This window comes from Streptomyces sp. NPDC031426 (genome assembly GCF_055581585.1).
On sequence record NZ_JBVIJE010000009.1, the window covers coordinates 33285 to 58887 of the forward strand.

The window sequence follows — 25603 nt, forward strand, 5'->3', positions numbered from 1 at the left end:
TTGGCAGTCGTCAGTCGATCCACCACAGAGCGGAGGACTCAGAGCATGGCCGGCGCGATGCGCAAGATGGCGGTCTACCTCGGCCTCGTGGAGGACGATGGGTACGACGGCCGCGGATTCGACCCCGACGACGACTTCGAGCCCGAGTTGGACCCGGAGCCCGAGCGGGATCATCGACGGCACGAATCGTCACACCAATCGCACAGAGATCAGTCCCAAAGGGACGAAGAGGTGCGAATCGTGCAACCGCCCGCGCCGCGCGAGCCGGTGGTCCGATCGACTTCGCTCGCCGCGGAATCCGGGCGTCCGGCGCGCATCGCGCCCGTGGCGTCCATCACACCAGAACGTCAGTCCCTGGAGAAGAACGCACCGGTGATCATGCCCAAGGTTGTGTCCGAGCGAGAGCCTTACCGGATCACCACGCTGCACCCGCGGACCTACAACGAGGCCCGTACCATCGGGGAACACTTCCGTGAGGGAACCCCGGTGATCATGAATCTGACTGAGATGGATGACACAGACGCGAAGCGACTTGTCGACTTTGCGGCCGGTTTGGTGTTTGGTCTTCACGGCAGCATCGAGCGGGTGACGCAGAAGGTGTTCCTGTTGTCTCCTGCTAACGTCGATGTCACGGCGGAGGACAAGGCCCGCATCGCAGAGGGCGGGTTCTTCAACCAGAGCTGAGACACAGGCAACCGGATCGAGGCTCGGAAGAGCATGGAACAGGGGAGAGGGAAGCGCAGACCATGAGCGTGTTCGTCACGGTGGTCCACACCGCGCTGCTGGTGTTCCTCGCCGTGCTCATCTTCCGGCTCGTGATGGATTATGTGTTCCAGTTCGCCCGCTCGTGGCAACCCGGCAAGGCGATGGTGGTCGTACTGGAGGCCACCTACACTGTCACCGATCCACCGCTGAAGCTTCTGCGGCGGTTCATCCCGCCGTTGCGTCTCGGGGGCGTGGCGCTCGACCTGTCCTTCTTCGTACTGATGATCATCGTCTACATCCTCCTCTCCATCACGGGGAGCTTCATGTGATGAGGGTGGACGATACGGTCTTGCCGACTGCCGATGACTACGTTGAGGTGAAGAGATGCCGTTGACCCCCGAGGACGTGCGGAACAAGCAGTTCACGACCGTCCGCCTCCGAGAAGGCTATGACGAGGACGAGGTCGATGCCTTCCTCGACGAGGTCGAAGCCGAACTGACCCGCCTGCTCCGCGAGAACGAGGACCTGCGCGCCAAGCTGGCCGCGGCGACCCGTGCGGCCGCGCAGAACCAGCAGAACATGCGCAAGGGCCCGCCGGAGCAGGACCAGCAGCAGCACCCGCAGCAGCAGGGCATGCCTCAGCAGGGCATGCCTCAGCAGGGCATGCCTCAGCAGGGCATGCGAGGTCCCGGCGCTCCGGTGCCCGCCGGCATATCGGGCCCGCCGCAGCAGCAGATGGGTGGCCCCATGGGTGGCCCGCCCCAGCTGCCGAGCGGCGCCCCGCAGCTGCCCGCCGGTCCCGGCGGTCAGGGCGGCCCGCAGGGTCCCGGTCCGATGGGCCAGGGTCCGATGGGTCAGGGTCCGATGGGTCAGGGCCCGATGGGCGGCCAGCCGCCCATGCAGCAGATGGGTGGCCCGATGGGCGGCCCCATGGGCGGCCCGATGGGCGGCCCCGGTCAGGGCCCGGGTGGCGACAGTGCCGCCCGTGTCCTCTCGCTGGCCCAGCAGACCGCCGACCAGGCGATCGCCGAGGCCCGCTCCGAGGCCAACAAGATCGTCGGCGAGGCCCGCAGCCGTGCCGAGGGTCTGGAGCGTGACGCCCGTGCCAAGGCCGACGCCCTGGAGCGGGACGCGCAGGAGAAGCACCGCGTCGCGATGGGCTCCCTGGAGTCCGCCCGCGCCACGCTGGAGCGCAAGGTCGAGGACCTGCGCGGCTTCGAGCGCGAGTACCGCACGCGCCTGAAGTCGTACCTCGAGTCCCAGCTGCGCCAGCTGGAGACCCAGGCCGACGACTCCCTGGCCCCGCCGCGCACCCCGGCGACCGCGTCGCTGCCGCCGTCCCCGGCGCCTTCCATGGCTCCGGCCGGCGCCCCGTCCTACGGTGGCAACCAGACGATGGGCGGCAACCCCGGTCCGTCCGCCCCGTCCTACGGCGGCCAGCAGCAGATGACCCCGGCCATGACCCAGCCCATGGCCCCGGTCCGCCCGCAGGGCCCGTCCCCGATGGGTCAGGCACCCTCGCCGATGCGCGGGTTCCTGATCGACGAGGACGACAACTGAGCATCGGGCACTAGTACGACAACGGCGTCGGCAGCGCTCAATAGGGCGGGCCCCCAGGACTTCGGTCCCGGGGGCCCGCCCTTTTTACGCGGGTTGAGTGAAGAAACAGCAGGGCCCGGCCTCCGAGACGGAGACCGGGCCCTTCGCAGCGGGTTCGGCGCTTACGCCTTCCGCAGCCGGAACGTGAGAGACAGCCCCTCGTCGGCGAACGGCTCACCAAAGCTGTCGTCGCCCTCGCCCTGCTGGAAGTCCGTCGACAGAACCTCCTCGGCGATCAGCTCACTGTGCTCGGCCAGCGCAGCGACCACCGCGGGGTCGGTCGACACCCAGCGCAGAGCGATCCGGTCGGCCACATCCAGGCCGCTGTTCTTCCGGGCCTCCTGGATCAGCCGGATCGCGTCACGGGCCAGGCCCGCCTGCCGCAGCTCCTCGGTGATCTCCAGGTCCAGCGCCACCGTGGCGCCCGAGTCGGAGGCCACGGACCAGCCCTCACGCGGGGTCTCGGTGATGATCACCTCGTCGGGAGCGAGGGTCACCGTCTCACCGTCGACCTCCACCGAGGCCGTGCCCTCCCGCAGCGCGAGGGAGAGCGCGGCCGCGTCGGCGGCGGCGATCGCCTTGGCCACGTCCTGCACCCGCTTGCCGAACCGCTTGCCCAGCGCGCGGAAGTTGGCCTTGGCGGTGGTGTCCACCAGGCTGCCGCCGACCTCGGACAGCGACGCCAGCGAGGAGACGTTCAGCTCCTCGGTGATCTGCGCGTGCAGCTCCGGGTCCAGGGACTCGAAGCCGGTCGCGGCGATCAGCGCGCGGGACAGCGGCTGACGCGTCTTGACGCCCGACTCCGCGCGCGTGGCCCGGCCCAGCTCCACCAGCCGGCGGACCAGGACCATCTGCTTCGACAGCTCCGGGTCGATCGCCGCCAGGTCCGCCTCCGGCCAGGAAGCCAGATGCACGGACTCCGGCGCGCCCGGGGTCACGGGCGCGATCAGGTCCTGCCACACCCGCTCGGTGATGAACGGCGTGATCGGCGCCAACAGCTTGGTGACCGTCTCCAGCACCTCGTGCAGCGTGCGCAGCGCGGCCTTGTCGCCCTGCCAGAAGCGGCGGCGCGAACGGCGGACGTACCAGTTCGAGAGGTCGTCGACGAACGCCGACAGCAGCTTGCCGGCCCGCTGGGTGTCGTACGCCTCCAGGGACTGCGTCACCTGGTCCGTGAGCGCGTGCAGCTCGGACAGCAGCCAGCGGTCCAGCAGCGGGCGCTCGGCCGGGGCCGGGTCGGCCGCGCTGGGCGCCCAGTCCGACGTACGGGCGTACAGCGCCTGGAAGGCCACCGTGTTCCAGTACGTCAGCAGGGTCTTGCGGACGACTTCCTGGATGGTGCCGTGGCCGACACGCCGTGCCGCCCAGGGGGAGCCGCCCGCCGCCATGAACCAGCGCACAGCGTCCGCGCCGTGCTGGTCCATGAGCGGGATCGGCTGCAGGATGTTGCCCAGGTGCTTGGACATCTTGCGGCCGTCCTCGGCCAGGATGTGGCCCAGGCAGACGACGTTCTCGTACGACGACTTGTCGAAGACCAGCGTGCCGACGGCCATCAGCGTGTAGAACCAGCCGCGGGTCTGGTCGATCGCCTCGGAGATGAACTGCGCCGGGTAGCGGCTCTCGAACAGCTCCTTGTTCTTGTACGGGTAGCCCCACTGCGCGAACGGCATCGAGCCCGAGTCGTACCAGGCGTCGATGACCTCGGGCACGCGCGTGGCCCTCTTGCCGCAGCCGTCGTGGCGGCAGGCGAAGGTGACCTCGTCGATGTACGGGCGGTGCGGGTCCAGGCCCGACTGGTCGGTGCCCGTCAGCTCGGTCAGCTCCGCGCGGGAGCCCACGCAGGTGAGGTGGTCGTCCTCGCAGCGCCAGATCGGCAGCGGGGTGCCCCAGTAGCGGTTGCGGGACAGCGCCCAGTCGATGTTGTTGTTCAGCCAGTCGCCGTACCGGCCGTGCTTGACCGTGTCCGGGAACCAGTTGGTCTTTTCGTTCTCCTGGATCAGGCGGTCCTTGATCGCCGTCGTGCGGATGTACCAGGACGGCTGCGCGTAGTAGAGCAGCGCGGTGTGGCAGCGCCAGCAGTGCGGGTAGCTGTGCTCGTACGCGACGTGCTTGAAGAGGAGGCCGCGCTGCTGCAGGTCCGCGGTGAGCTTTTCGTCCGCCTTCTTGAAGAAGACGCCGCCGACCAGCGGGACATTCTCCTCGAAGGTGCCGTCCGGGCGGACCGGGTTCACGACGGGCAGGCCGTAGGCGCGGCAGACCTTGAGGTCGTCCTCACCGAAGGCGGGGGACTGGTGGACCAGACCCGTGCCGTCCTCGGTGGTGACGTAGTCGGCGTTCACCACGTAGTGGGCCGGCTCCGGGAACTCCACTAGCTCGAACGGACGTTGATACGTCCAGCGCTCCATCTCGGCGCCGGTGAAGGTCTGACCCGTGCTCTCCCAGCCCTCGCCGAGTGCCTTGGCGAGCAGCGGCTCGGCGACGACGAGCCTCTCCTCGCCGTCGGTGGCGACGACGTAGGTGACCTCCGGGTGCGCGGCGACCGCCGTGTTGGACACCAGGGTCCAGGGGGTCGTCGTCCACACCAGGAGGGCGGCCTCGCCGGCGAGCGGACCGGAGGTGAGCGGGAAACGGACGTACACGGACGGGTCGACGACCGTCTCGTAGCCCTGCGCCAGCTCGTGGTCCGACAGGCCGGTGCCGCAGCGCGGGCACCAGGGGGCGACGCGGTGGTCCTGGACCAGCAGGCCCTTGGTGAAGATCTCCTTCAGCGACCACCAGACCGACTCCACGTACTCGGGGTCCATGGTCCGGTACGCGTCGTCCAGGTCGACCCAGTAGCCCATGCGGGTCGTGAGCTCGGCGAAGGCGTCGGTGTGCCGGGTCACGGACTCACGGCACTTGGCGTTGAACTCGGCGATGCCGTACGCCTCGATGTCCTGCTTGCCGGAGAAGCCCAGCTCCTTCTCGACGGCCAGCTCCACGGGCAGGCCGTGGCAGTCCCAGCCCGCCTTGCGGGCCACGTGGTAGCCGCGCATGGTGCGGAAGCGCGGGAAGACGTCCTTGAAGACGCGCGCCTCGATGTGGTGGGCGCCGGGCATGCCGTTGGCGGTGGGCGGGCCTTCGTAGAACACCCATTCCGGGCGGCCCTCGGACTGCTCCAGGCTCTTGGCGAAGATCTTCTGCTCGCGCCAGAAGTCGAGCACGGCGTGCTCAAGAGCGGGCAGGTCGACCTGTGCGGGCACCTGGCGGTACGTCGGCGCTGTCATCTGCGAGCATCCTCCAACGGACTTGCTGCCTTCCGTCGGAGGGACGAGAGCCTTCGATCCTGCCTACGCCGTCTGCGGCGCGCTCCCGCGGTACCACCCTCCTTGGCCCTCCGCCACGCCCTACGCGCCGGTGAGCCCCCTCATTGGGGTCGCGAAGCCGGCTCTACTCGCCGTGGCCTGCTGGCTGCGGCTTTCTTCCGGCGGCTCCGGGGTGATCTTCACGTCGCGCTCGCCCCCGGGCTCTCACCGTCCCCGGGTCGCTCTGGGCTGCGTACGCCGCTACTCGTCCCCATCCACGCTTTTCGCTCCGCCCAGTGTACGGCGCCGCGCGGACAGCGGCCGACCGGTTTTCCGCGCGGTGCGGCCGCCGGCCGCGTGACGGTCCGGGATGACCCGAATGGCCAGGTGGCGGGCGCCCGGGTCCGGGCGGGCCCGGGCCGGCGGATTACCCGGCGGGGAGCTGGGCACAACGGATGCAGGCCCGCTGCGCGGGGAGTGCGGGCGGGCGAATCGGGCGGTGTGCCCCGTTGCCGCGGGACTCAAGTCGATTTATCGTCCCAGAACGATTCGCGAGCAACATCACAGTATGTGAAGGGGTCGCGGCCATGGTGGCGAAAAGGACCGCCGTACAGCAGCCGGCGACCGGCCGGCGCGGGGGCGCGATTGCCTCCGGCGGCGAGGCCAGGGCAGTGGACGGCAGGAAGCGGCCGACCGCGGAGAGGGGCGCGCAGCCGGCCGCGAGGAAGACGGCGCTGAGGGCGACGGCCGTGAAGGAGCCGGCCGCCGGGAAGACGGCCGCGCGGAAGACCGCGGCGAGGGATCCGGCCTCCGAGGAGAAGGCGCCCAGAAAGTCCGTGGACAAGGCGCTGACGGCCGAGGACGAGACCGCCGTCAAGAGGACGGCCGCCAGGAAAACTGCCGTCAAGAGGACGGCCGCCGAGGAGTCGGCTGCCGAGAAGGGGGCCGCTGAGAAGGTGGCCGCCGGGAAGCCGGCGGGCAAGGAGGCGGCCGTCGAGAAGGCGGCTGCCGGGCAGTCCGCGGGCGATGAGGTGGCTGCCGGGAAGTCGGCGGGCAAGGGGGCGGCTGCCGAGGAGGTGGCTGCCGGGAAGGCGGCTGCCAGGAAGTCGGCGGGCAAGGAGGTGGCTGTCGAGAAGGTGGCTGCCAGGAAGTCGGCGGGCAAGGAGGTGGCTGCCGGGAAGGTGGCTGCCAGGAAGTCGGCGGGCAAGGAGGTGGCTGCCGGGAAGGTGGCCGCCGGGAAGCCGGCGGGCAAGGAGGCGGCCGCTGAGAAGGTGGCTGCCAGGAAGTCCGCTGGCAAGGAGGCAGCCGCCAAGAAGGCGGCGGCGGGGGAAGAGACGGCCATGAAGAAGGCGGCCGGGAAGATGGCGGCCGGGTCGGCCAAGAAGGCGACCGGAAAGGAGACCGCCGACAGGGAAACGGCCGCCAGGGAGAGGCCGGCCAAGAAGGCGGTTGGCAAGAAGGCCGGCGGCGAGAAGACGTCGGCCCGGAAGGCGGTCGCCGCAGACGGGGTGGCGGTGGCGGCCGAGGCGGCCCCGAAGAAGCCAGTGGCAGAGAAGTCCGGTGGAAAGAAGCCGGCGGCGAAGGGAGCGGCGCAGGAGACGGCCGTCAAGAAGGCGCCGGCCCGGAAGGCCGGCGGCAGGAAGGCGGCCGCGAAAGGCGTCTCCACGGAGGCGGCCGACACGAGCAGGGCCAAGAAAGCGGGCGCGGCGCGGGCCGCGGAGCAGACGGGAGCCACGACAGTGGTTGCGAAGAAGACTCCTGGCACGGCCACGGCGGAGACCGCCCTTCCGAAGGCGCGGGTCGGCGCGGCGGAGCCCGGCGAGCTGGCGGTGCGCCCCGGTGAGGACCCCTGGACCCCGGAAGAGGTCGCCGAGGCCCGTGCCGAGCTGCTGTCCGAGGTGGAGCGGCTGCGCACCGAGATCAGCTCCTCCGAGGCCTCCCTCGCGGGCCTGATGCGGGACTCCGGGGACGGCGCCGGAGACGATCAGGCCGACACCGGCACCAAGAACATCACCCGCGAGCACGAGCTGGCGCTCGCAGCCAACGCGCGCGAGATGCTGGTTCAGAACGAGCACGCCCTGGAGCGGCTGGACGCGGGCACCTACGGCCTGTGCGAGAACTGCGGCAACCCCATCGGCAAGGCCCGGATGCAGGCCTTCCCCCGGGCCACGCTGTGCGTCGAGTGCAAACAGAAGCAGGAACGCCGCTCCTGACTGTGCGGGGCCGTGCCGTAGTCTCGTCCTCAGTCAGGCACCTAGGTTGAGGGACTCACGTGGCAGAGGCGGAGCGCATCATCGGTACGCCGGACACCCCGGACGACGGCGGCGAGCGGACGGCTGCGGTCGGCTCCGGTGCGTCCACCCCGGCCGCCGCGTCCGGCGCGGACGGGCAGCAGGCCCCGGCCGAGGCCCGGAGTGGTCGTGGGCGCCGGATCGCCCTCCTGTTCGCGGTGGCCGCGTTCGCGTACGCCCTCGATCTGATCAGCAAGCTGCTCGTGGTCGCCAAGCTGGAGGGCCATGAGCCGATCAGGCTGGTCGGGGACTGGCTGGAGCTGAACGCCACCCGCAACCCGGGTGCGGCCTTCGGCTTCGGCGCGGCCTTCACGATCATCTTCACCCTGATCGCCGCGGCCGTGATCGTGGTGATCATGCGCCTGGCCCGCAAGCTCTACAGCTATCCCTGGGCCATCGCGCTCGGCCTGCTGCTCGGCGGCGCCCTCGGCAACCTGACCGACCGGATCTTCCGGTCGCCCGGCGTCTTCGAGGGCAAGGTCGTGGACTTCATCGCGCCCAAGGGCTTCGCCGTGTTCAACCTGGCCGACTCGGCGATCGTGTGCGGCGGCATCCTGATCGTCCTGCTGTCCTTCCGGGGCCTGGACCCGGACGGCACCATCCACAAGGACTGAGGCCGGGGCGTCCACAGGCGGTTTTCCACAGGCTCGTGCGGGCCGCTGCCACCCGTCCGGCATACTCGACGGGTGAGCACGATTCCCGAGATCCGCACCCTGCCCGTGCCCGACGGCCTGGAGGGCGAGCGCGTCGACGCCGCCATCTCCCGCATGTTCGGCTTCTCCCGCACCAAGGCGGCGGAGCTGGCCGCGGCCGGCAAGGTCCAGGTCGACGGCACGGTGGTCGGCAAGTCCGACCGGGTGAGCGGCGGCGCCTGGCTGGAGGTCGAGATGCCGCAGGCGCCCGCGCCGGTGCAGGTGGTCGCCGAGCCGGTCGAGGGCATGGAGATCGTGCACGACGACGAGGACGTGGTCGTGATCGTCAAGCCGGTCGGCGTGGCCGCGCATCCGTCGCCGGGCTGGAGCGGCCCGACCGTCATCGGCGGTCTCGCCGCCGCCGGGTACCGGATCTCCACCTCCGGCGCGGCCGAGCGCCAGGGCATCGTGCACCGCCTGGACGTGGGCACCTCGGGCCTGATGGTGGTCGCCAAGTCGGAGCGGGCGTACACCTCGCTCAAGCGCCAGTTCAAGGAGCGCACGGTCGACAAGCGCTACCACACCCTGGTCCAGGGCCACCCGGACCCGACGAGCGGCACGATCGACGCGCCCATCGGCCGCCACCCGAACCACGACTACAAGTGGGCGGTCACGGCCGACGGCAAGCCCTCGGTGACGCACTACGACCTCATCGAGGCCTTCCGCGCCGCCTCCCTGCTGGACGTGAAGCTGGAGACCGGCCGCACCCACCAGATCCGCGTCCACATGTCCGCCCATCGCCACCCCTGCGTCGGCGACCTCACCTACGGCGCCGACCCCACCCTGGCCAAGCGGCTGCACCTGACCCGCCAGTGGCTGCACGCCGTGCGCCTCGGCTTCGAGCACCCCGGGGACGGCCAGTGGGTGGAGTTCGAGAGCGCCTATCCCGCGGACCTGCAGAAGGCCCTCGACCAGGTCCGCGAGGAGACGTACGCGTGAGCGCGCCGTACACCGTCCGGGTCGCCGAGGACCGCGCCGACCGCGAGTCCTGCTTCGCGGTCCGCAAGGAGGTCTTCGTCCGCGAGCAGGGCGTCGACGAGACCATCGAGTACGACGCCTACGACGCGGTCGCCGTGCATGTCCTCGCGGTCCGCGAGGACGGTGTGCCGCTCGGCACCGGGCGGCTGCTGCACGGCGAGGCCGCGGCGGCGAAGACCGGCGGGGACGCCTCGGTGGGCTCCCTGGGGCGGCTCGCAGTCGCCCGTGAGGCCCGCGGGCTGGGCGTCGGCGTGGCCCTGGTGCGGGCCATCGAGGAGGCGGCACGCGCGCGTGGCCTCACCGCGGTGGACCTGCACGCACAGACCCACGCGCTGGGCTTCTACGAGCGGCTCGGCTACGCGGCGTACGGCCCGGAGTTCCCCGACGCCGGCATCCCGCACCGGGCGATGCGCCGGGAGCTGTAGAAGCTCGCGCAGCGCCCTGCGGCGGCAGGCGTTCGGGCGGGTCGGATGGCAGGCTTGAGGCCTGCCGTGTGACCGTCGACCCCCGGAGCGCCGGCCGTGGACCAGTTGGCTCTGCTGTTCGTCCTGCTGCTCGGGGCCCTGGTGAGCGTCCCGGTGGGGGACCGGTTCGGGGTACCGGCGCCGGTGCTGATGACCCTGTTCGGCGGCGTCCTCGCGGTGGCCGACTTCGTGCCGAACGTGAACATCCCGCCGGAGCTGATCCTGCCCGGGCTGCTTCCGCCGCTGCTCTACGCCGCGGTGCGGCGCACCTCCTGGCGGCAGTTCGCGGCCAACGTCCGCCCGATCCTCCTGCTGGCCGTCGCGCTGGTGTTCGTCACGATGGTGTGCGTGGCGTTCGTCGCCGGCGCGATCGTGCCGGGACTGCCCATCGCCGCCGCCTTCGCGCTCGGCGCGCTGATCGCCCCGCCCGACCCGGTCGCCGCGACCAGCGTCGCCGGGCAGCTCGGGCTGCCGCGCCGGCTGGTGTCGATCCTGGAGGGCGAGGGGCTCTTCAACGACGTCACCGCCATCGTGCTGTACCACGTGGCGATCGCCGCCGTCGTGAGCGGCTCGTTCTCGGCGTGGCGGGCCGGGGTGGACCTCGTGCTGTCCGCCGTCGTCGCGGTGGCCGTGGGCCTGGTGCTCGGCTGGGGCGCGAACAGGCTCATGGACCTGCTGGGCGATCCGACCCTGCAGATCGGCATGACCCTGCTGGTGCCGTACGCCTCCTACGTGCTCGCGGAGAAGCTGCACGGCTCCGGGGTGCTCGCGGTGCTCACCACCGCGCTGTTCCTCGCCGAGTACGCCACCGACGCCGACGACGTGATGACCCGGCTGGCCGGGCACACCTTCTGGGACATCATCGACACCCTGGTCACCGGTGTGGCGTTCGGGCTCATCGGCCTCGAACTGCACAACGCCATCCGCACGGCCCAGGGGCGCTGGGGCGAGCTGCTGGGCTGGGCCGCCGCCGTGGTGGGCGTGGTGATCGTCGTACGGCTGGTGTGGCTGCTGCCGGCGACCTGGCTGACCAAGCGGCTGCACGCGCGGCGGGACTACGACGAGGAGATCCCGGTCAGCTGGCGGGAGACCGTCGTGATGTGGTGGTCCGGAATGCGCGGGGTGGCCTCGGTGGCGCTGGCGCTGGCCATCCCGCTGAAGACCGACGCCGGCTCCCCGTTCCCCGACCGCGACGAGATCGTCTTCATCGCCTTCGGGGTCATCATCGTCACGCTGGTCCTGCAGGGGCTCACGCTGCCGTCCCTCGTGCGGTGGCTCGGGGTACGGGCCGACTCCGAGCGGGAGAAGGAGTTCGAGAAGGAGCTGGCGGTGCGGGCCGCGAGGGCGGCCAAGCGCAGACTCCGGGAGATCGAACAGGTGGAGGACCTGCCCGAGGAGCTGTCCGAGCAGATGCTGCGGCGTGCCTTCGACATCGGGATCCGGATCAGTCCCGACATGGGGGAGGAGGAGCGGCGGGAGGCGCAGCACCAGCGGGCCAGGCGGCTGAGGCGGGTCCGGAACATCCAGAACGAGATGCTGAGCGCAGCGCGGCACGAGGTGCTGGCGGCGCGGAGCGAGCCGGGGGCGGATCCGGAGATCGTGGACCGGGTGCTCAGGCATCTCGACGTGCGCAGTCTGCGGTGAGCTGAGCCCTGTGCAGGAAAAGTCATATGAACATGGCGTACCTGTGGATAAATACCGGCATCGTCGGCCGATCACTCCTACTCTCGGATCATGACTCGCAACATCGTGATCAGTGGTGGCGGTACGGGCATCGGGCTGGCGACGGCGCAGATGTTCGCGGCGGACGGCGACCGGGTGCTGTTGCTGGGGCGGCGCGCGGAGGTGCTGGAGAAGGCCGCGGTGCCCGGCTCCCTCACCTATGCGGCCGACCTGACGCAGCCGGCGGACGTACGGGGCGCAGCAGAGTTCGTCGCCCGGGAACTCGGCACCGTGGACGTGCTCGTGCACAGCGCCGGAGGCGCCGGGGGCCAGCATCCGCCGACCGGTGGTGAGGACCCTCTGGAGCGGGTGGCCCACGCCTGGACCGACAACTTCCGGCTCAATACCCTGACCGCCGCTCTGCTCACGGAAGCCCTGAAGGACCGGCTCGCCGAACCGGGCGGGCGGGTGCTGTTCATCTCGTCCATCGCCGCCTACCGGGGTTCGGGCAGCGGCGCCTACGCGGCGTCCAAGGCCGCGCTGCACCCGTACGCACACGATCTGGCCCGGCAGCTGGGACCGCACGGCATCACCGTGAACGTGGTCGCGCCGGGCTTTGTCGAGGACACCGAGTTCTTCGGTGACTCGATGGACGAGGCCCGGCGGGCGCAGCTCATCGCCGAGACCTCGACCGGACGTGCCGGGATACCGGGAGACGTGGCCGCGACGCTGCACTGGCTGGCCTCGCCCGGCGCCGCGCACGTCACCTCACAGGTCATCCAGGTCAACGGCGGTGCGGAACGCGGACACTGACGGGCTCCGCGGGAGGCCGCACCGCACCGGCGGTGTTGACCCGGGGCAGCGCGTAGGGGTGCTCCGCCGCCAGCCAGGTGATCATCTGCTCGCGGACCGTGACCCGCACCGTCCAGATGTCGTCGGCGTCCTTCGCGGTCATCAGGGCCCGCACCTGGACGGTGTTGGGCGTGCTGTCCGTCATCACGAGCCCGTAGGCGCGGCCGTCCCAGGCGGGGCTCTCGCGCAGGATGTCGCGCAGCTTCTCGCGCATCGCCTCGATGGGCGCGCTGTGGTCCAGGTGCCAGAAGACGGTGCCGGTCATCTGCGGGGTGCCCCGCGACCAGTTCTCGAAGGGTTTGGAGGTGAAGTACGACACCGGCATGGTGATCCGGCGCTCGTCCCAGGTCCGTACCGTCAGAAAGGTCAGGGTGATCTCCTCGACCGTGCCCCACTCGCCGTCCACGACCACCGTGTCACCGATGCGCACCATGTCCCCGAAGGCGATCTGCAGTCCGGCGAACATGTTGGACAGGGTCGACTGGGCGGCGACACCGGCCACGATGCCGAGGAGACCCGCCGAGGCCAGCAGCGAGGCACCGGCCGCGCGCATCGCCGGGAAGGTCAGCAGCATGGCGGCGATCGCCACGACGATGACGATCGCCGACACCACCCGCATGATCAGCTCCACCTGCGTGCGCACGCGGCGCACCCGGGCCGGATCCCGGTGCGCGCGGGCGTAGCGGCTGTAGGTGGTCTCGACGATCGCCGCGGCGATGCGGATCACCAGCCAGGAGGCGGAGCCGATCAGCACCAGTGTCAGGGCCCGGCCGATGCCGACCTGGTGCCGCTCCAGCAGCTTCGCCTGGTCGTAGGACCCGCGGAGCAGGGCGGCGCAGAGCACGAGCTGGTAGGGGATGCGGCCGCGGCGCAGCAGTTCCCACAGCGGTGAGTCGTGGTCGCGTTCGTCGGCCTTGCGCAGCAGTCGGTCGGTGGCCCAGCCGACGGCCAGCGTGAGCAGCACCGAGCCGCCGATCACGATCACGGGGCGGACTAGGTTCTCCATGCCCCCGCTTCTAACCGGTGTCCGGCGGGCATGAACATGTGAGTTTGGCGTGTTCCCGGCTCCGGCGGCTCCGGCGATCTCGCACCGGCTGGCACCATGGCCTCATGAACATCATGCTTTTTCACTCGACCTACGGCCTCAGGCCCGCGGTGCGCGAGGCCGCGGACCGGCTGCGCGCGGCCGGCCACGAGGTGTGGACGCCGGACCTCTTCGAGGGGCGCACGTTCGACACCGTCGAGGAGGGCATGGAGTTCAAGGAGTCGCTCGGCAAGGAGGAACTGCTGAAGCGGGCCGTGCTGGCGGCGGCCCCCTACTCGGACCGCGGACTGGTGTACGCCGGGTTCTCGCTCGGCGCCTCGATCGCCCAGACCCTCGCCCTCGGCGACGACAAGGCGCGCGGGCTGCTGCTTCTGCACGGCACGTCGGACATCGCGCCGACGGCGCAGGTGGACGAGCTGCCGGTGCAGCTGCATGTGGCCGAGCCGGATCCGTTCGAGACGGACGACTGGCTGACCGCCTGGTATCTGCAGATGGGCCGCGCCGGAGCCGACGTGGAGGTCTACCGCTACGCCGGCGCCGGGCACCTCTACACCGACCCCGGGCTGCCCGACTACGACGCCGAGGCCGCCGAGGCCACCTGGCGGGTGGCGCTCGGCTTCCTCGACGGCCTGCAGTCCGGATAGCCGCCCGCTACACCGGGTCGTAGGTCCGCTCGACCTTCTGCGTGCCGCTGCGGGTGCGGTAGGAGCGCACCCACTGGGAGGTCGCGTTCTGGTCGGTGCGGTCGGACAGGACGTAGTAGTCCATCTGCGCGCGGTCGGCGGTGATGTCCAGCACGCCGTAGCCGTGCCGGTCGGTGTCCACCCAGTGGACGTGCCGGTTGGCGACCTCGATGAGCGGCGCGGCGACGGCGGAGACCGTGCCCTCGGGGACCTTGACCATGTCGTCGAGGTTGTCGGAGGTCACCGAGGTGATCACGAACTCGGTGGCCGCCGACGGCGACAGCGGATAGGTGCCCGCGTCCACCGGCACGTCGTTGGCCCAGGACATGTGGATGTCACCGGTGAGGAAGACGGTGTTGCCGATGCCGTTCGAGCGCAGGTGGTCGAGGAGTTCGCGGCGGTCGTGGGTGTAGCCGTCCCACTGGTCGGTGTTGACGCCGATGCCGTCCTGCGGCAGATCGAGCAGCTTGGCGAGCGGCTTGAGGAGGTCGGCGGTGAGGGAGCCGATGACGAACGGCGCGATCATCACCGAGTTGCCGACCAGCCGCCACTTGGTGTCCGAGGCCTTCAGCCCGGCCTTCAGCCAGTCGAGTTGGGCGCGCCCGGTGATCGTGCGGTTCGGGTCGTCCACCGAGCCGCTGCCCGCGGACGCCTGCTGGGAGCGGAAGGAGCGCAGGTCCAGCAGGGACAGGTCGGCGAGCTTGCCGAAGCGCAGCCGCCGGTAGGTGGTGCCCTCGATCGCGGGGCGGACCGGCATCCACTCGAAGTAGGCCTGCTTGGCGGCCGCCTTGCGGGCGGTCCAGGTGCCCTCGGCGCCCTCGGTGTGGTTGACCGCGCCGCCCGACCAGGCGTTGTCGGCGAACTCGTGGTCGTCCCAGATGGCGACGACCGGCGCCTTCAGATGCAGGGCCTGGAGGTCGGGGTCGGTCTTGTACTCCGCGTGCCGGATCCGGTAGTCGGCGAGCGTGATGATCTCGTTGACCGGTGCGTGCGGACGGACGACCGTGCCGCGCGCCGCGTACTCGCCGGACTTGTACTCGTAGATGTAGTCGCCGAGGTGCAGCCAGGCGTCCAGGTCGCTCCGGGCCGCGAGGTGGCGGTAGGCGGCGAAGTAGCCGGCCTCCCAGTTGGCGCAGGTGACCACGCCGAAGCGGAGGTTCGCCACGGTCGCGTCCGTCGCCGGCGCGGTGCGGGTGCGCGCCACCGGGGAGTCGGTGCCGCCGGCCGAGAAGCGGAACCAGTAGTCGGTGGCCGGCTGCAGGCCGCGGACGTCGGCCTTCACGGTGTGGTCGGAGGCGGCGGTCGCGGTCACCGAGCCCTTGGCGACGATGCCGGTGAACGCCTTGTCCCTGGCGACGACCCAGCTCACCTCGGTGTCCGGGCCCACCCCGGAGCCGGGTACGGCGTCGGGGGTCGGGGTCACCCGGGTCCACAGCAGGACGCCGTCGGGCAGCGGGTCACCGGAGGCGACACCGTGCAGGAAGGCGGGGGCCTGGTCGGCGGCGCGCGCCGGAAGGGAGGCGGCGAACGGGCCGGCCAGCACAGCGGTTGCCGCCGCGGCCTTGACGATTGTACGGCGGCGGGGCGAGAGGGAGTTGAGGCCTTCGGCGGCCGAAAGTGATCTTTTTCGACTGGTCACGACCGGTCAGGTTACTGACCGGTACGCACACAAGAGCGGGCGAACTCGAATGTTCGCCCGCTCTTCACGGGAAGGACGGATTCCGCCCGGGGTGTCAGCCCTTGAGCGCCGCGTCGACGGCCTTGTCGAATTCGGCCACGGTCATGGGCGGGTTCTTGCCGTCGGCGCCCGTCAGCGTCTTGCCGTCCATCTTCAGGGTCGGGGTGCCCTGGATGCCGTCCTTGTCGAAGATCTTGGACTCCTCCAGCGCCCACCGGTCGTAGGTGCCGTCCTTCACGGCCTTCTGGAACGCCGCGTTGCCCTTCAGGGCGGGGACCGTGTCGGCGATCTTGATCAGATAGGCGTCGTCCTTGAACTTGTCGTCGTTCTCGTCGGGGTGCCACTTCGTCGAGTACATGGCGGACTTGTACTCGAGGAACGCCTCCGGGCTGACGTTGAGCGCGGCGCCGAGGGCGCTGAGCCCGTTCTTGGAGCCCACACCGGGCAGGTTCTTGTCGAGGAAGGTGGCACCGACGTACCGGAGCTTGAACTTGCCGTCGTCTATGTCCTTCTTCACGGTCGAACCGACCGTCTGCTCGAACTGCGCGCAGACCGGGCAGCGCGGGTCCTCGTAGATGGTGAGGGTCTTCTGGGCGGTGCTCTTGCCGATGACGACGGTCGTGCCGTCCGCGCCCGAGGTGTTGGCCGGCTTCACGAGCGGCTTGGTCTTCGCGGCGTCCCACCCGGTGGGCGTGTTCGCCTGGACGACCGCATAGCCGATGCCGCCGGCCGCGGCCAGCACGGCCACGACCGAGGCGGCCACGATGACCTGCCGCTTCGCCTTGTCGCGCTTGGCCTGCCGCTCGCGCTCCTCGCGCAGCCGCTCCCGCGCCGCCGTCTTCGCCGACTGACTGTTCCGCTTGCTCATGTCGATGTTCTCCGTGTGGGACGCGCACATGCCGTACGCGGGATACGTGTGGGGGACTGGGTGTGCTCAGATGCCGTCGCGCGGACGCGCTCGATGGGCGCTGCCCGGTCGGCGTCGCTCAGGTGGTGCCGCTCAGCCGGCGGCGAGAGCGGGCGAGCACGGCGGTCCACGCCGTCCCAGAGAGTGCACGAGAAGCCGGTCGCGGGCGGCGGCCCGGCGCGGGGCCGGGCGCGGCAGCCGGCGCGCCGGGGTCAGCCGGACGGCGACCGCGGCGACCGCGAGCAGCAGCGGCCGGAAGGTGGTGGCGGCGACCGCGCGCAGCAACTGCATCAGCGCCCGCTCGCCCCGGCGCAGCCAGGCGGCGGCGAGCAGACCCACGCCGACGTGCGCGGCGAGCAGCAGCCAGGCCGCCGCCGGGCTGGCGTGCGCGAGCAGCGCCGCGGGACGGCCGTGAGCCCCGGTCATCTGGGCCAGCGGGGAGCCGACGGCACCGCCCTGGCACAGCACGTCGAAGCCGAACGCGTGCAGGGGGCCGGTGACCGGGCCGCCCGCCCTGCCGTAACAGGTGTTCTGGCCGGTGGTGAACACCGTGTCGGCGGCCAGTTCCAGCGGGATCAGCAGGGCCGCGATCCGGCCGAAGCCGCGCTCGCGGCCCGCCAGCGCATACGCGGTGGCGAACACCGCGGTGGCGACCGCGAGCACGGTCGCCATCGGCAGCGGGGCCCGGGACAGCAGCACGTGCGACGCGGTGCTGAGCGTCACGACGACAGCCGTGAACAGCGCCGCGCGCACGGTTCTGAGCTGGATCCCGGATATGTCCATAGCGAGAGAAAGTCTGGCACGTAGCCGAGTAAGGGACCCTTAAAGGGTGCCTGTGAGTACGGGAAGGTTACAGCCCCGGAATCCGGCCGTTGCGGAACAGGTCGACGAAGATCTGGTGGTCGGCACGCGCGCGTGCGCCGTAGCCGTGCGCGAAGTCCACCAGGAGGGGCGCGAAGCCCTCCTCGTCGGCGGCGATGGCCGCGTCGATGGCCCGCTCGGTGGAGAACGGCACCAGGGACTCGCCGGAAGTGTCGTCCGCCGCCGCGTGCATCGTCGCCGTGGCCCGGCCCAGGTCGGCGACGACCTGCGCGATCTCCTCCAGGTCGTCGATGTCGCCCCAGTCCAGGTCGACGGCGTACGGCGAGACCTCGGCCACCAGCTGGCCCGCGCCGTCCAGCTCGGTCCAGCCCAGCCACGGGTCGGCGTGCGCCTGCAGGGCGCGCTGGGAGATCACCGTGCGGTGGCCCTCGTGCTGGAAGTAGCCGGCGATGGCCGGGTCCGTGATGTGCCGGGAGACGGCCGGGGTCTGGGCCTGCTTGATGTAGATCACGACGTCGTTCTCCAGGGCGTCGCTGTGGCCCTCCAGCAGGATGTTGTACGACGGCAGGCCCGCCGAGCCGATGCCGATGCCGCGGCGGCCGACGACGTCCTTCACGCGGTAGGAGTCCGGGCGGGCCAGGGAGGAGTCCGGCAGCGTCTCCAGGTAGCCGTCGAAGGCCGCGAGGACCTTGTAGCGAGTGGCCGCGTCCAGCTCGATGGAGCCGCCGCCCGGCGCGAAACGGCGCTCGAAGTCCCGGATCTCCGTCATCGAGTCCAGCAGCTCGAAACGGGTCAGCGAGCGGGCGGCGCGCAGGGCGCCCAGCAGCGGGCCCTCGGCGGTGTCCAGGGTGAACGGCGGCACCTCGTCGCTCTTCGCGCCGGTGGCCAGGGCGTGGATCCGCTCGCGGTACGCGCCCGCGTAGACGCGCACCAGCTCGGTGATCTGTTCGTCGCTGAGCGCCTTCGCGTACCCGATGAGCGCGATCGACGCCGCGAAGCGCTTCAGGTCCCAGGTGAAGGGGCCGACGTAGGCCTCGTCGAAGTCGTTGACGTTGAAGACCAGGCGGCCGTTGGAGTCCATGTACGTTCCGAAGTTCTCCGCGTGCAGATCACCGTGGATCCACACGCGCGAGGTGCGGTCGTCCAGGAATGGACCACCGCGCTTGTCGGCGTCCAGGTCGTGGTAGAAGAGGCACGCCGTGCCCCGGTAGAACGCGAACGCCGAGGCCGCCATCTTCCGGAACTTCACCCGGAACGCGGCCGGGTCGGCGGCCAGGAGCCGGCCGAAGGCGGTGTCGAAGACGGCGAGGATCTCCTCGCCGCGCTGCTCGTCGTTGAGCTGGGGGAACGACATCGCTGGGTGCCTCCTGGTGCTTTCCGTGCATACCTGTACGACAGCGTTTCTGCCGTCTCCAACGGGCGACGCCACGCGGGAGTGCCCGGTTCCCGCATGAAGGTACGCAGGGATCCCCCGCCTGTGTCAGCCCCGGGGCATAGACTTCGACGCTGACCCCAGAACTGTCCGCCCGCCCGCCACCCACCGTTTCCGTTGGAGGCCATACCGTGTCAAAGCCGCCCTTCACGCACCTGCACGTCCACACCCAGTACTCGCTGCTGGACGGTGCCGCGCGGCTCAAGGACATGTTCAACGCCTGCAACGAGATGGGCATGACGCACATCGCCATGTCCGACCACGGCAACCTGCACGGGGCATACGACTTCTTCCATTCCGCGAAGAAGGCCGGAGTCACCCCGATCATCGGGATCGAGGCATATGTCGCCCCCGAGTCCCGGCGCAACAAGCGCAAGATCCTCTGGGGCCAGCCGCACCAGAAGCGGGACGACATCTCCGGTTCCGGTGGTTACACCCACAAGACGATGTGGGCCGTGAACAAGACCGGTCTGCACAACCTGTTCCGCCTCTCCTCCGACGCCTACGCCGAGGGCTGGCTGCAGAAGTGGCCCCGGATGGACAAGGAGACCATCGCCCAGTGGTCCGAGGGCATCGTCGCCTCCACCGGCTGCCCCTCCGGCGAGGTGCAGACCCGGCTGCGCCTCGGCCACTTCGACGAGGCCCTGAAGGCCGCCGCCGACTACCAGGACATCTTCGGCAGGGACCGGTACTTCCTGGAGCTGATGGACCACGGCATCGAGATCGAGCGCCGGGTCCGCGACGGCCTGCTGGAGATCGGCAAGAAGCTCGGCATCCCCCCGCTGGTCACCAACGACTCGCACTACACCTACGCGCACGAGGCGGGTGCCCACGACGCCCTGCTGTGCATCCAGACCGGCAAGAACCTCTCCGACCCGGACCGCTTCAAGTTCGACGGCACCGGCTACTACCTGAAGTCCACGGACGAGATGTACGCCATCGACTCCTCGGACGCCTGGCAGGAAGGCTGCGCCAACACGCTCCTCGTCGCCGAGATGGTCGACACGGACGGCATGTTCGAGAAGCGCGACCTCATGCCCAAGTTCGACATCCCGGAGGGCTACACCGAGGTCACCTGGTTCAAGGAGGAGGTCCGCCGCGGCATGGAGCGCCGCTACCCGGGCGGCATCCCCGAGGACCGCCAGAAGCAGGCCGACTACGAGATGGACGTCATCATCTCGATGGGCTTCCCCGGCTACTTCCTCGTGGTCGCCGACTTCATCATGTGGGCCAAGAACAACGGCATCGCCGTCGGCCCCGGCCGAGGCTCCGCGGCCGGCTCGATCGTCGCCTACGCCATGGGCATCACCGACCTCGACCCGATCCCGCACGGCCTGATCTTCGAGCGGTTCCTCAACCCCGAGCGCATCTCGATGCCCGATGTCGACATCGACTTCGACGAGCGCCGGCGCGTCGAGGTGATCCGGTACGTGACCGAGAAGTACGGCGCCGACAAGGTCGCCATGATCGGCACCTACGGCACCATCAAGGCCAAGAACGCGATCAAGGACTCCGCGCGCGTGCTGGGCTACCCGTACGCGATGGGCGACCGCATCACCAAGGCCATGCCCGCCGACGTCCTCGGCAAGGGCATCCCGCTGTCCGGCATCACCGACCCCAGCCACCCCCGCTACAGCGAGGCGGGCGAGGTCCGCGGGATGTACGAGAACGAGCCGGACGTGAAGAAGGTCATCGACACCGCGCGCGGCGTGGAGGGCCTGGTCCGGCAGATGGGTGTGCACGCCGCCGGCGTGATCATGTCCAGCGAGACCATCACCGAGCACGTCCCGGTGTGGGTCAGGCACACCGACGGCGTGACCATCACCCAGTGGGACTACCCGAGCTGTGAGTCGCTCGGCCTGCTGAAGATGGACTTCCTGGGCCTGCGCAACCTCACGATCATGGACGACGCGGTCAAGATGGTGAAGGCCAACAAGGGCCTCGACATCGACCTGCTGTCCCTGCCGCTCGACGATCCCACGACCTTCGACCTGCTCCAGCGCGGCGACACCCTCGGCGTCTTCCAGTTCGACGGCGGCCCCATGCGGTCCCTGCTGCGGCTGATGAAGCCCGACAACTTCGAAGACATCTCCGCCGTGTCGGCCCTGTACCGCCCGGGCCCGATGGGCATGAACTCCCACACCAACTACGCCCTCCGCAAGAACGGGCAGCAGGAGATCACGCCGATCCACCCCGAGCTGGAGGCGCCGCTCAAGGAGGTCCTGGACGTCACCTACGGCCTGATCGTCTACCAGGAGCAGGTGCAGAAGGCCGCCCAGATCATCGCGGGTTACTCGCTCGGCGAGGCCGACATCCTCCGCCGAGTGATGGGTAAGAAGAAGCCCGAGGAACTGGCGAAGAACTTCACCATCTTCCAGGCCGGCGCCCGCAAGAACGGCTACAGCGACGAGGCCATCCAGGCCCTGTGGGACGTGCTGGTCCCCTTCGCCGGCTACGCCTTCAACAAGGCGCACTCCGCCGCGTACGGCCTGGTCTCCTACTGGACCGCCTACCTCAAGGCGAACCACCCCGCCGAGTACATGGCCGCGCTCCTGACCTCCGTCAAGGACGACAAGGACAAGTCGGCGGTGTACCTGAACGAGTGCCGCCGCATGGGCATCCGCGTGCTGCCGCCGAACGTCAACGAGTCCGAGTCCAACTTCGCCGCCCAGGGCGACGACGTGATCCTCTTCGGCCTCTCCGCCGTCCGCAACGTCGGCACCAACGTCGTCGAGTCGATCATCAAGTGCCGCAAGGCGAAGGGGAAGTACGCCTCCTTCCCCGACTACCTCGACAAGGTCGAGGCGGTGGTCTGCAACAAGCGCACCACGGAATCGCTCATCAAGGCCGGCGCCTTCGACACCATGGGGCACACCCGCAAGGGCCTCATGGCGCAGTACGAGCCGATGATCGACAACGTGGTCGCGGTCAAACGCAAGGAGGCCGAGGGGCAGTTCGACCTCTTCGGCGGCATGGGGGAGGACACCAGCAGCGAGCCCGGCTTCGGACTCGACGTGGAGTTCTCCACCGACGAGTGGGACAAGACCTATCTGCTCGCCCAGGAGCGGGAGATGCTCGGTCTGTACGTCTCCGACCATCCGCTCTTCGGCCTGGAACACGTCCTCGCCGACAAGGCCGACGCGGGCATCGCCCAGCTCACCGGCGGCGAGCACGCCGACGGCGCGGTCGTCACCATCGGCGGCATCATCTCCGGCCTGCAGCGCAAGATGACCAAGCAGGGCAACGCCTGGGCGATCGCCACCGTCGAGGACCTCGCCGGCTCCATCGAGTGCATGTTCTTCCCGGCGACCTACCAGCTGGTGTCCACCCAACTCGTCGAGGACGCCGTGGTGTTCGTCAAGGGACGCCTCGACAAGCGCGAGGACGTGCCCCGGCTCGTCGCCATGGAGCTGATGGTCCCGGACCTGTCCAACGCGGGCACCAACGCGCCGGTGATCCTCACCATCCCGGCCGTGAAGGTCACTCCGCCCATGGTCAGCCGCCTCGGCGAGATCCTCAGCCATCACAAGGGCGACAGCGAGGTCCGCATCAAGCTCCAGGGCCCGCGCAAGACCACCGTGCTGCGCCTGGACCGGCACCGGGTCAAGCCCGACCCCGCGCTCTTCGGCGACTTGAAGGTGCTGCTCGGCCCCTCCTGCCTGGCCGGCTGACGCCGTACCCGACGCCGGCACGCACGAAGGGGCGCACCCGCCAAGGGTGCGCCCCTCCTGCGTGCCTGGGCTTCAACTGCCCTTTAGTTGTGGCCGAAGCTCTTTCGCTTCTTGCCTGCAACATCCGCGGGACTGCCCTGGATGTGCGACACCGGTGACTCGTGAGCCTCCGTCTGCCGCTGCGCGTGCTCCTGGCTCTGCTCGGCGTGCGACGCGCGGTTCTGCGGGCCGGCCTGCTTGCGGTTCTTGTTCTTGGCCATGGTGATCTGCCTCCTGTGGGGGATCTAGGGGCCAGGGCCGGGACCAGATTCACATACGCTGACATCAAGCGCATGTCGGATAATTACCGTGTGTGACAGGGCGGGTGGGCGAGCGGGATCCGGAAACGCCACGCCGAAGATCGAGTTCGGGCCGTTAACCCCCGCGCCGTCGGGCAGACTCGAAGGAAGTCCGAAGCAAAACCTCCCGGGAAGAGGGTGAGTCGCGTGGACCGCTGCATCGTCCTGGTGGACGCCGGGTACCTGCTGGGAGCCGCCGCCAGCCTCCTCGCCGGTGAGCCCTCGCGGTCCCGGATCACCGTCGACCACACCGCGCTGATCCAGGCCTTGCGGGTGCGCGCGGAGTCCGACACCGAGCGTCCCCTGCTGCGCATCTACTGGTTCGACGGCGCCCCCGACCGTGTCCCCCAACCGGAGCATCGCCGGCTGCGCGTGATGCCCCGGGTCACCGTCCGGCTCGGCGCCCTCACCCGCAGCGACGGGCGCTGGGCGCAGAAGGGCGTGGACGCGGCCATGCACGCCGAGCTGACCGAGCTGGCCCGCAACCGCGCCTGCTCCGACATCGTCCTCGTCACCGGTGACGGCGATCTGCTGCCCGGCATGATGGCCGCCAAGGAGCACGGCGTCGCCGTCCACCTGTGGGCCGTACAGGCCGCCGACGGCGACTACAACCAGTCCGAGGACCTGGTCGCCGAGGCCGACGAGCGGCGTGTGCTGGACCGCGCCTGGATCACCCAGGCCGTCCGCGCCAAGGAACTGACCGGCGTCTGCGCCCCGCCGCCCGTGCCCCGGCCCGAGATCGCCGCTATCCTCTCCGCGCCGCTGCCCGAGTCCGCGCTCGGCACGGCGGGCGAGCGGCCGGCCGAACAGGGCGCGCCCCAGTCGGCCGCCGCGGTGACGGAGAACGGCACCCAGGAGCGGGCCACCGGCCACAAGGGCGTCCCCACCCCGAAGGACCTCGCCGCGCTGCGCGCCCCCGGCGCCCCGTCCGCCCAGCACCCCGCGACCGCGACCCTGCGCTGGTCCTCCGACAAGGGCTGGGTGGACCGGCCGGGCGCGGTCGAGCCCCCCGAGGTCGCCGCCATGCCGACGCTCGCCCAGCTCACCACGGCCGAGCAGCGGTGGGCCGACCGTGAGGAGGACATCACCACCGTCGGCGGCGACCCCTACGAGGTGGGACAGGTCTTCGCCCGCCGCTGGATGTCCCGGCTCGGCGACCAGGGCCAGCTGCAGAGGCTCTCGCAGCTGTATCCGCGCATCCCCCACCGCATCGACGGCGAGCTGCTGCGGTACGCCGCGCGGTTCGGGCTGCTCGCCCACAAGGACGACCAGATCGACGAGCACGACCGTTACGCCATTCGGGCGGGGTTCTGGCGGGAGATCGACGTTCCGGCGGCGGCGGAGAGCGCGACGGGGGAGTGACGGCGGGGATTTCTTACCGGTCGCGTACGGAACCGGCCCCAAAGACGAGTAAAGCGGTCCGACCCCGTACTCTCGTCCCTTGTGAGTACGCGCGCGGCACAGGCACCTCGGTATGACGAGGTCGTACGCGTGCGCGGGCTCGGCAAGACCTATCCGGCCGTGAAGGGCCGGCGGGGTGTGCCCGGCACCCCCGAGGTGCGGGCCACCGACGGGGTCGACCTGGACGTGCGGCGCGGCGAGGTGTTCGGGCTGCTCGGGCCGAACGGCGCCGGCAAGTCCACGCTCGTACGGCAGCTCACCGGGCTGCTCCGGCCGGACACCGGCAGCATCCAGATCCTCGGGCACGACATCGTCCGGCACCCCGAGCGGGCCGCGCGCCTCCTCGCCTACCTGGGGCAGGAGTCCTCCGCGCTGGACGAGCTGACCGTCTCCCTCGCCGCCGAGACCACCGGACGCCTGCGCGGCCTGGACGTGACGCGGGCCCGGGCCGAGCGCGACGCCGTCCTGGAGGAGCTGGGGCTCACGCCGATCGCCGGGCGGGCGCTGAAGAAGCTGTCCGGCGGGCAGCGGCGGCTCGCCTGCCTCGCCGCCGCCCTCGTCGGCGAGCGCCCGCTGCTCGTGCTGGACGAGCCGACCACCGGCATGGACCCGGTGGCCCGGCGCGCGGTCTGGGCGGCCGTGGACCGGCGGCGCGCCGAGCGTGGTACGACCGTGCTGCTGGTCACCCACAACGTCATCGAGGCCGAGACCGTGCTGGACCGGGTCGCCGTCATCGACCAGGGCCGGGTGATCGCCTGTGACACCCCGGCCGGGCTGAAGGAACGGGTCGCCGGAGAGGTGCGGGTCGAGCTGGTGTGGCGGGACCGGGCGCCGCTCCAGGTGCCCGAGGTCGCCGCGCTGCGCGAGCGCGCCGTGGAGTCCGGCCGGCGCTGGACGCTGCGGCTCGCGCCCGAGGAGGCCCGGGCCGCCGTCGCCACCGTGACCGGTGGGGCCGCCTTCGCCGCCCTGGACGACTTCACGCTCGCCACGCCCAGCCTGGAGGACGTCTACCTGGCGCTCGGCGGCGCGGCCCGGAAGGGGTTGGTGAAGGCGTGAGCGCGGCGGACGTGCGGTGCGTATGGGTCTGTACGCCGGTCTA

Annotated in this window: 20 protein-coding genes; 13 read left to right on the forward strand and 7 right to left on the reverse strand. The window is 70.4% G+C overall.

The window, feature by feature from the left end; translation table 11 throughout:
- Positions 1-45: 45 nt before the first annotated feature.
- From ACZ5NH_RS20045 to ACZ5NH_RS20055, 3 genes are all read left to right on the forward strand, one after another.
- Positions 46-684, forward strand: a complete 639-nt coding sequence (locus tag ACZ5NH_RS20045) for a cell division protein SepF (protein WP_388621432.1) — start codon at positions 46-48, stop codon at positions 682-684.
- Positions 685-746: 62 nt separating this feature from the next.
- Positions 747-1034: a YggT family protein gene (locus tag ACZ5NH_RS20050; RefSeq protein ID WP_055707297.1), complete on the forward strand. Its 288-nt coding sequence runs from the start codon at positions 747-749 to the stop codon at positions 1032-1034.
- Positions 1035-1089: 55 nt separating this feature from the next.
- On the forward strand, positions 1090-2265 hold the full coding sequence (locus tag ACZ5NH_RS20055) for a DivIVA domain-containing protein (protein ID WP_468776996.1): 1176 nt from the start codon (positions 1090-1092) through the stop codon (positions 2263-2265).
- Positions 2266-2426: 161 nt separating this feature from the next.
- On the opposite strand, the gene ileS is transcribed toward ACZ5NH_RS20055, so the two are convergent.
- On the reverse strand, positions 2427-5570 hold the full coding sequence (gene ileS, locus ACZ5NH_RS20060; RefSeq protein WP_468776998.1) for an isoleucine--tRNA ligase: 3144 nt from the start codon (positions 5568-5570) through the stop codon (positions 2427-2429).
- 605 nt (positions 5571-6175) lie between these two features.
- On the opposite strand from ileS, the gene ACZ5NH_RS20065 reads away from it, so the two are divergent.
- From ACZ5NH_RS20065 to ACZ5NH_RS20090, 6 genes are all read left to right on the forward strand, one after another.
- Positions 6176-7801 (forward strand): histone H1-like repetitive region-containing protein, encoded by a 1626-nt coding sequence (locus ACZ5NH_RS20065; RefSeq protein WP_468777000.1) that lies wholly within the window; start codon positions 6176-6178, stop codon positions 7799-7801.
- 59 nt (positions 7802-7860) lie between these two features.
- Positions 7861-8493, forward strand: coding sequence for a signal peptidase II (gene lspA, locus ACZ5NH_RS20070; RefSeq protein ID WP_468777002.1), 633 nt, complete (start codon positions 7861-7863; stop codon positions 8491-8493).
- A gap of 72 nt (positions 8494-8565) precedes the next feature.
- Complete coding sequence (locus ACZ5NH_RS20075) at positions 8566-9510, forward strand: RluA family pseudouridine synthase (RefSeq protein WP_451551822.1); 945 nt, start codon at positions 8566-8568, stop codon at positions 9508-9510.
- Positions 9507-9974 carry a GNAT family N-acetyltransferase gene (locus ACZ5NH_RS20080; protein ID WP_468777004.1) on the forward strand — a complete coding sequence of 156 codons (468 nt, stop codon included), beginning with the start codon at positions 9507-9509 and terminating at the stop codon, positions 9972-9974. Before ACZ5NH_RS20075 ends, ACZ5NH_RS20080 begins: the two co-directional genes overlap by 4 nt.
- Before the next feature lie 96 nt (positions 9975-10070).
- On the forward strand, positions 10071-11657 hold the full coding sequence (locus tag ACZ5NH_RS20085) for a Na+/H+ antiporter (protein ID WP_388621418.1): 1587 nt from the start codon (positions 10071-10073) through the stop codon (positions 11655-11657).
- Positions 11658-11747: 90 nt separating this feature from the next.
- On the forward strand, positions 11748-12488 hold the full coding sequence (locus tag ACZ5NH_RS20090; RefSeq protein WP_468777006.1) for an SDR family NAD(P)-dependent oxidoreductase: 741 nt from the start codon (positions 11748-11750) through the stop codon (positions 12486-12488).
- Here the strand turns inward: ACZ5NH_RS20090 and ACZ5NH_RS20095 are convergent.
- On the reverse strand, positions 12460-13533 hold the full coding sequence (locus ACZ5NH_RS20095; RefSeq protein WP_468777008.1) for a mechanosensitive ion channel family protein: 1074 nt from the start codon (positions 13531-13533) through the stop codon (positions 12460-12462). The two genes, ACZ5NH_RS20090 and ACZ5NH_RS20095, sit on opposite strands and share 29 nt — an antisense overlap.
- A 104-nt stretch (positions 13534-13637) precedes the next feature.
- On the opposite strand from ACZ5NH_RS20095, the gene ACZ5NH_RS20100 reads away from it, so the two are divergent.
- Positions 13638-14216: a dienelactone hydrolase family protein gene (locus ACZ5NH_RS20100; protein ID WP_451004044.1), complete on the forward strand. Its 579-nt coding sequence runs from the start codon at positions 13638-13640 to the stop codon at positions 14214-14216.
- A gap of 7 nt (positions 14217-14223) precedes the next feature.
- On the opposite strand, the gene ACZ5NH_RS20105 is transcribed toward ACZ5NH_RS20100, so the two are convergent.
- The 4 genes from ACZ5NH_RS20105 to ACZ5NH_RS20120 form a co-directional block, all read right to left on the reverse strand.
- Entirely contained in the window at positions 14224-15894 is a 1671-nt protein-coding gene (locus tag ACZ5NH_RS20105) for an alkaline phosphatase D family protein (RefSeq protein WP_468777010.1), read from the reverse strand.
- A 94-nt stretch (positions 15895-15988) separates the two neighbouring features.
- A complete protein-coding gene (locus tag ACZ5NH_RS20110; protein ID WP_388621408.1) occupies positions 15989-16801 on the reverse strand; it encodes a DsbA family protein in 813 nt (270 codons plus the stop codon).
- 132 nt (positions 16802-16933) lie between these two features.
- On the reverse strand, positions 16934-17623 hold the full coding sequence (locus tag ACZ5NH_RS20115; protein WP_468777012.1) for a hypothetical protein: 690 nt from the start codon (positions 17621-17623) through the stop codon (positions 16934-16936).
- Positions 17624-17690: 67 nt separating this feature from the next.
- Entirely contained in the window at positions 17691-19016 is a 1326-nt protein-coding gene (locus tag ACZ5NH_RS20120) for a DUF2252 domain-containing protein (RefSeq protein ID WP_468777014.1), read from the reverse strand.
- A gap of 209 nt (positions 19017-19225) precedes the next feature.
- Between ACZ5NH_RS20120 and dnaE the strand changes: the two genes are divergently transcribed.
- Positions 19226-22765 carry a DNA polymerase III subunit alpha gene (gene dnaE, locus ACZ5NH_RS20125; RefSeq protein ID WP_468777016.1) on the forward strand — a complete coding sequence of 1180 codons (3540 nt, stop codon included), beginning with the start codon at positions 19226-19228 and terminating at the stop codon, positions 22763-22765.
- A gap of 83 nt (positions 22766-22848) precedes the next feature.
- On the opposite strand, the gene ACZ5NH_RS20130 is transcribed toward dnaE, so the two are convergent.
- Positions 22849-23025, reverse strand: coding sequence for a hypothetical protein (locus ACZ5NH_RS20130; protein WP_228622693.1), 177 nt, complete (start codon positions 23023-23025; stop codon positions 22849-22851).
- 225 nt (positions 23026-23250) lie between these two features.
- On the opposite strand from ACZ5NH_RS20130, the gene ACZ5NH_RS20135 reads away from it, so the two are divergent.
- Together ACZ5NH_RS20135 and ACZ5NH_RS20140 are read left to right on the forward strand one after the other, a co-directional pair.
- Positions 23251-24465, forward strand: coding sequence for an NYN domain-containing protein (locus ACZ5NH_RS20135; RefSeq protein WP_388621399.1), 1215 nt, complete (start codon positions 23251-23253; stop codon positions 24463-24465).
- Positions 24466-24546: 81 nt separating this feature from the next.
- Positions 24547-25560, forward strand: coding sequence for an ABC transporter ATP-binding protein (locus ACZ5NH_RS20140; protein ID WP_468777018.1), 1014 nt, complete (start codon positions 24547-24549; stop codon positions 25558-25560).
- Positions 25561-25603: the final 43 nt, after the last annotated feature.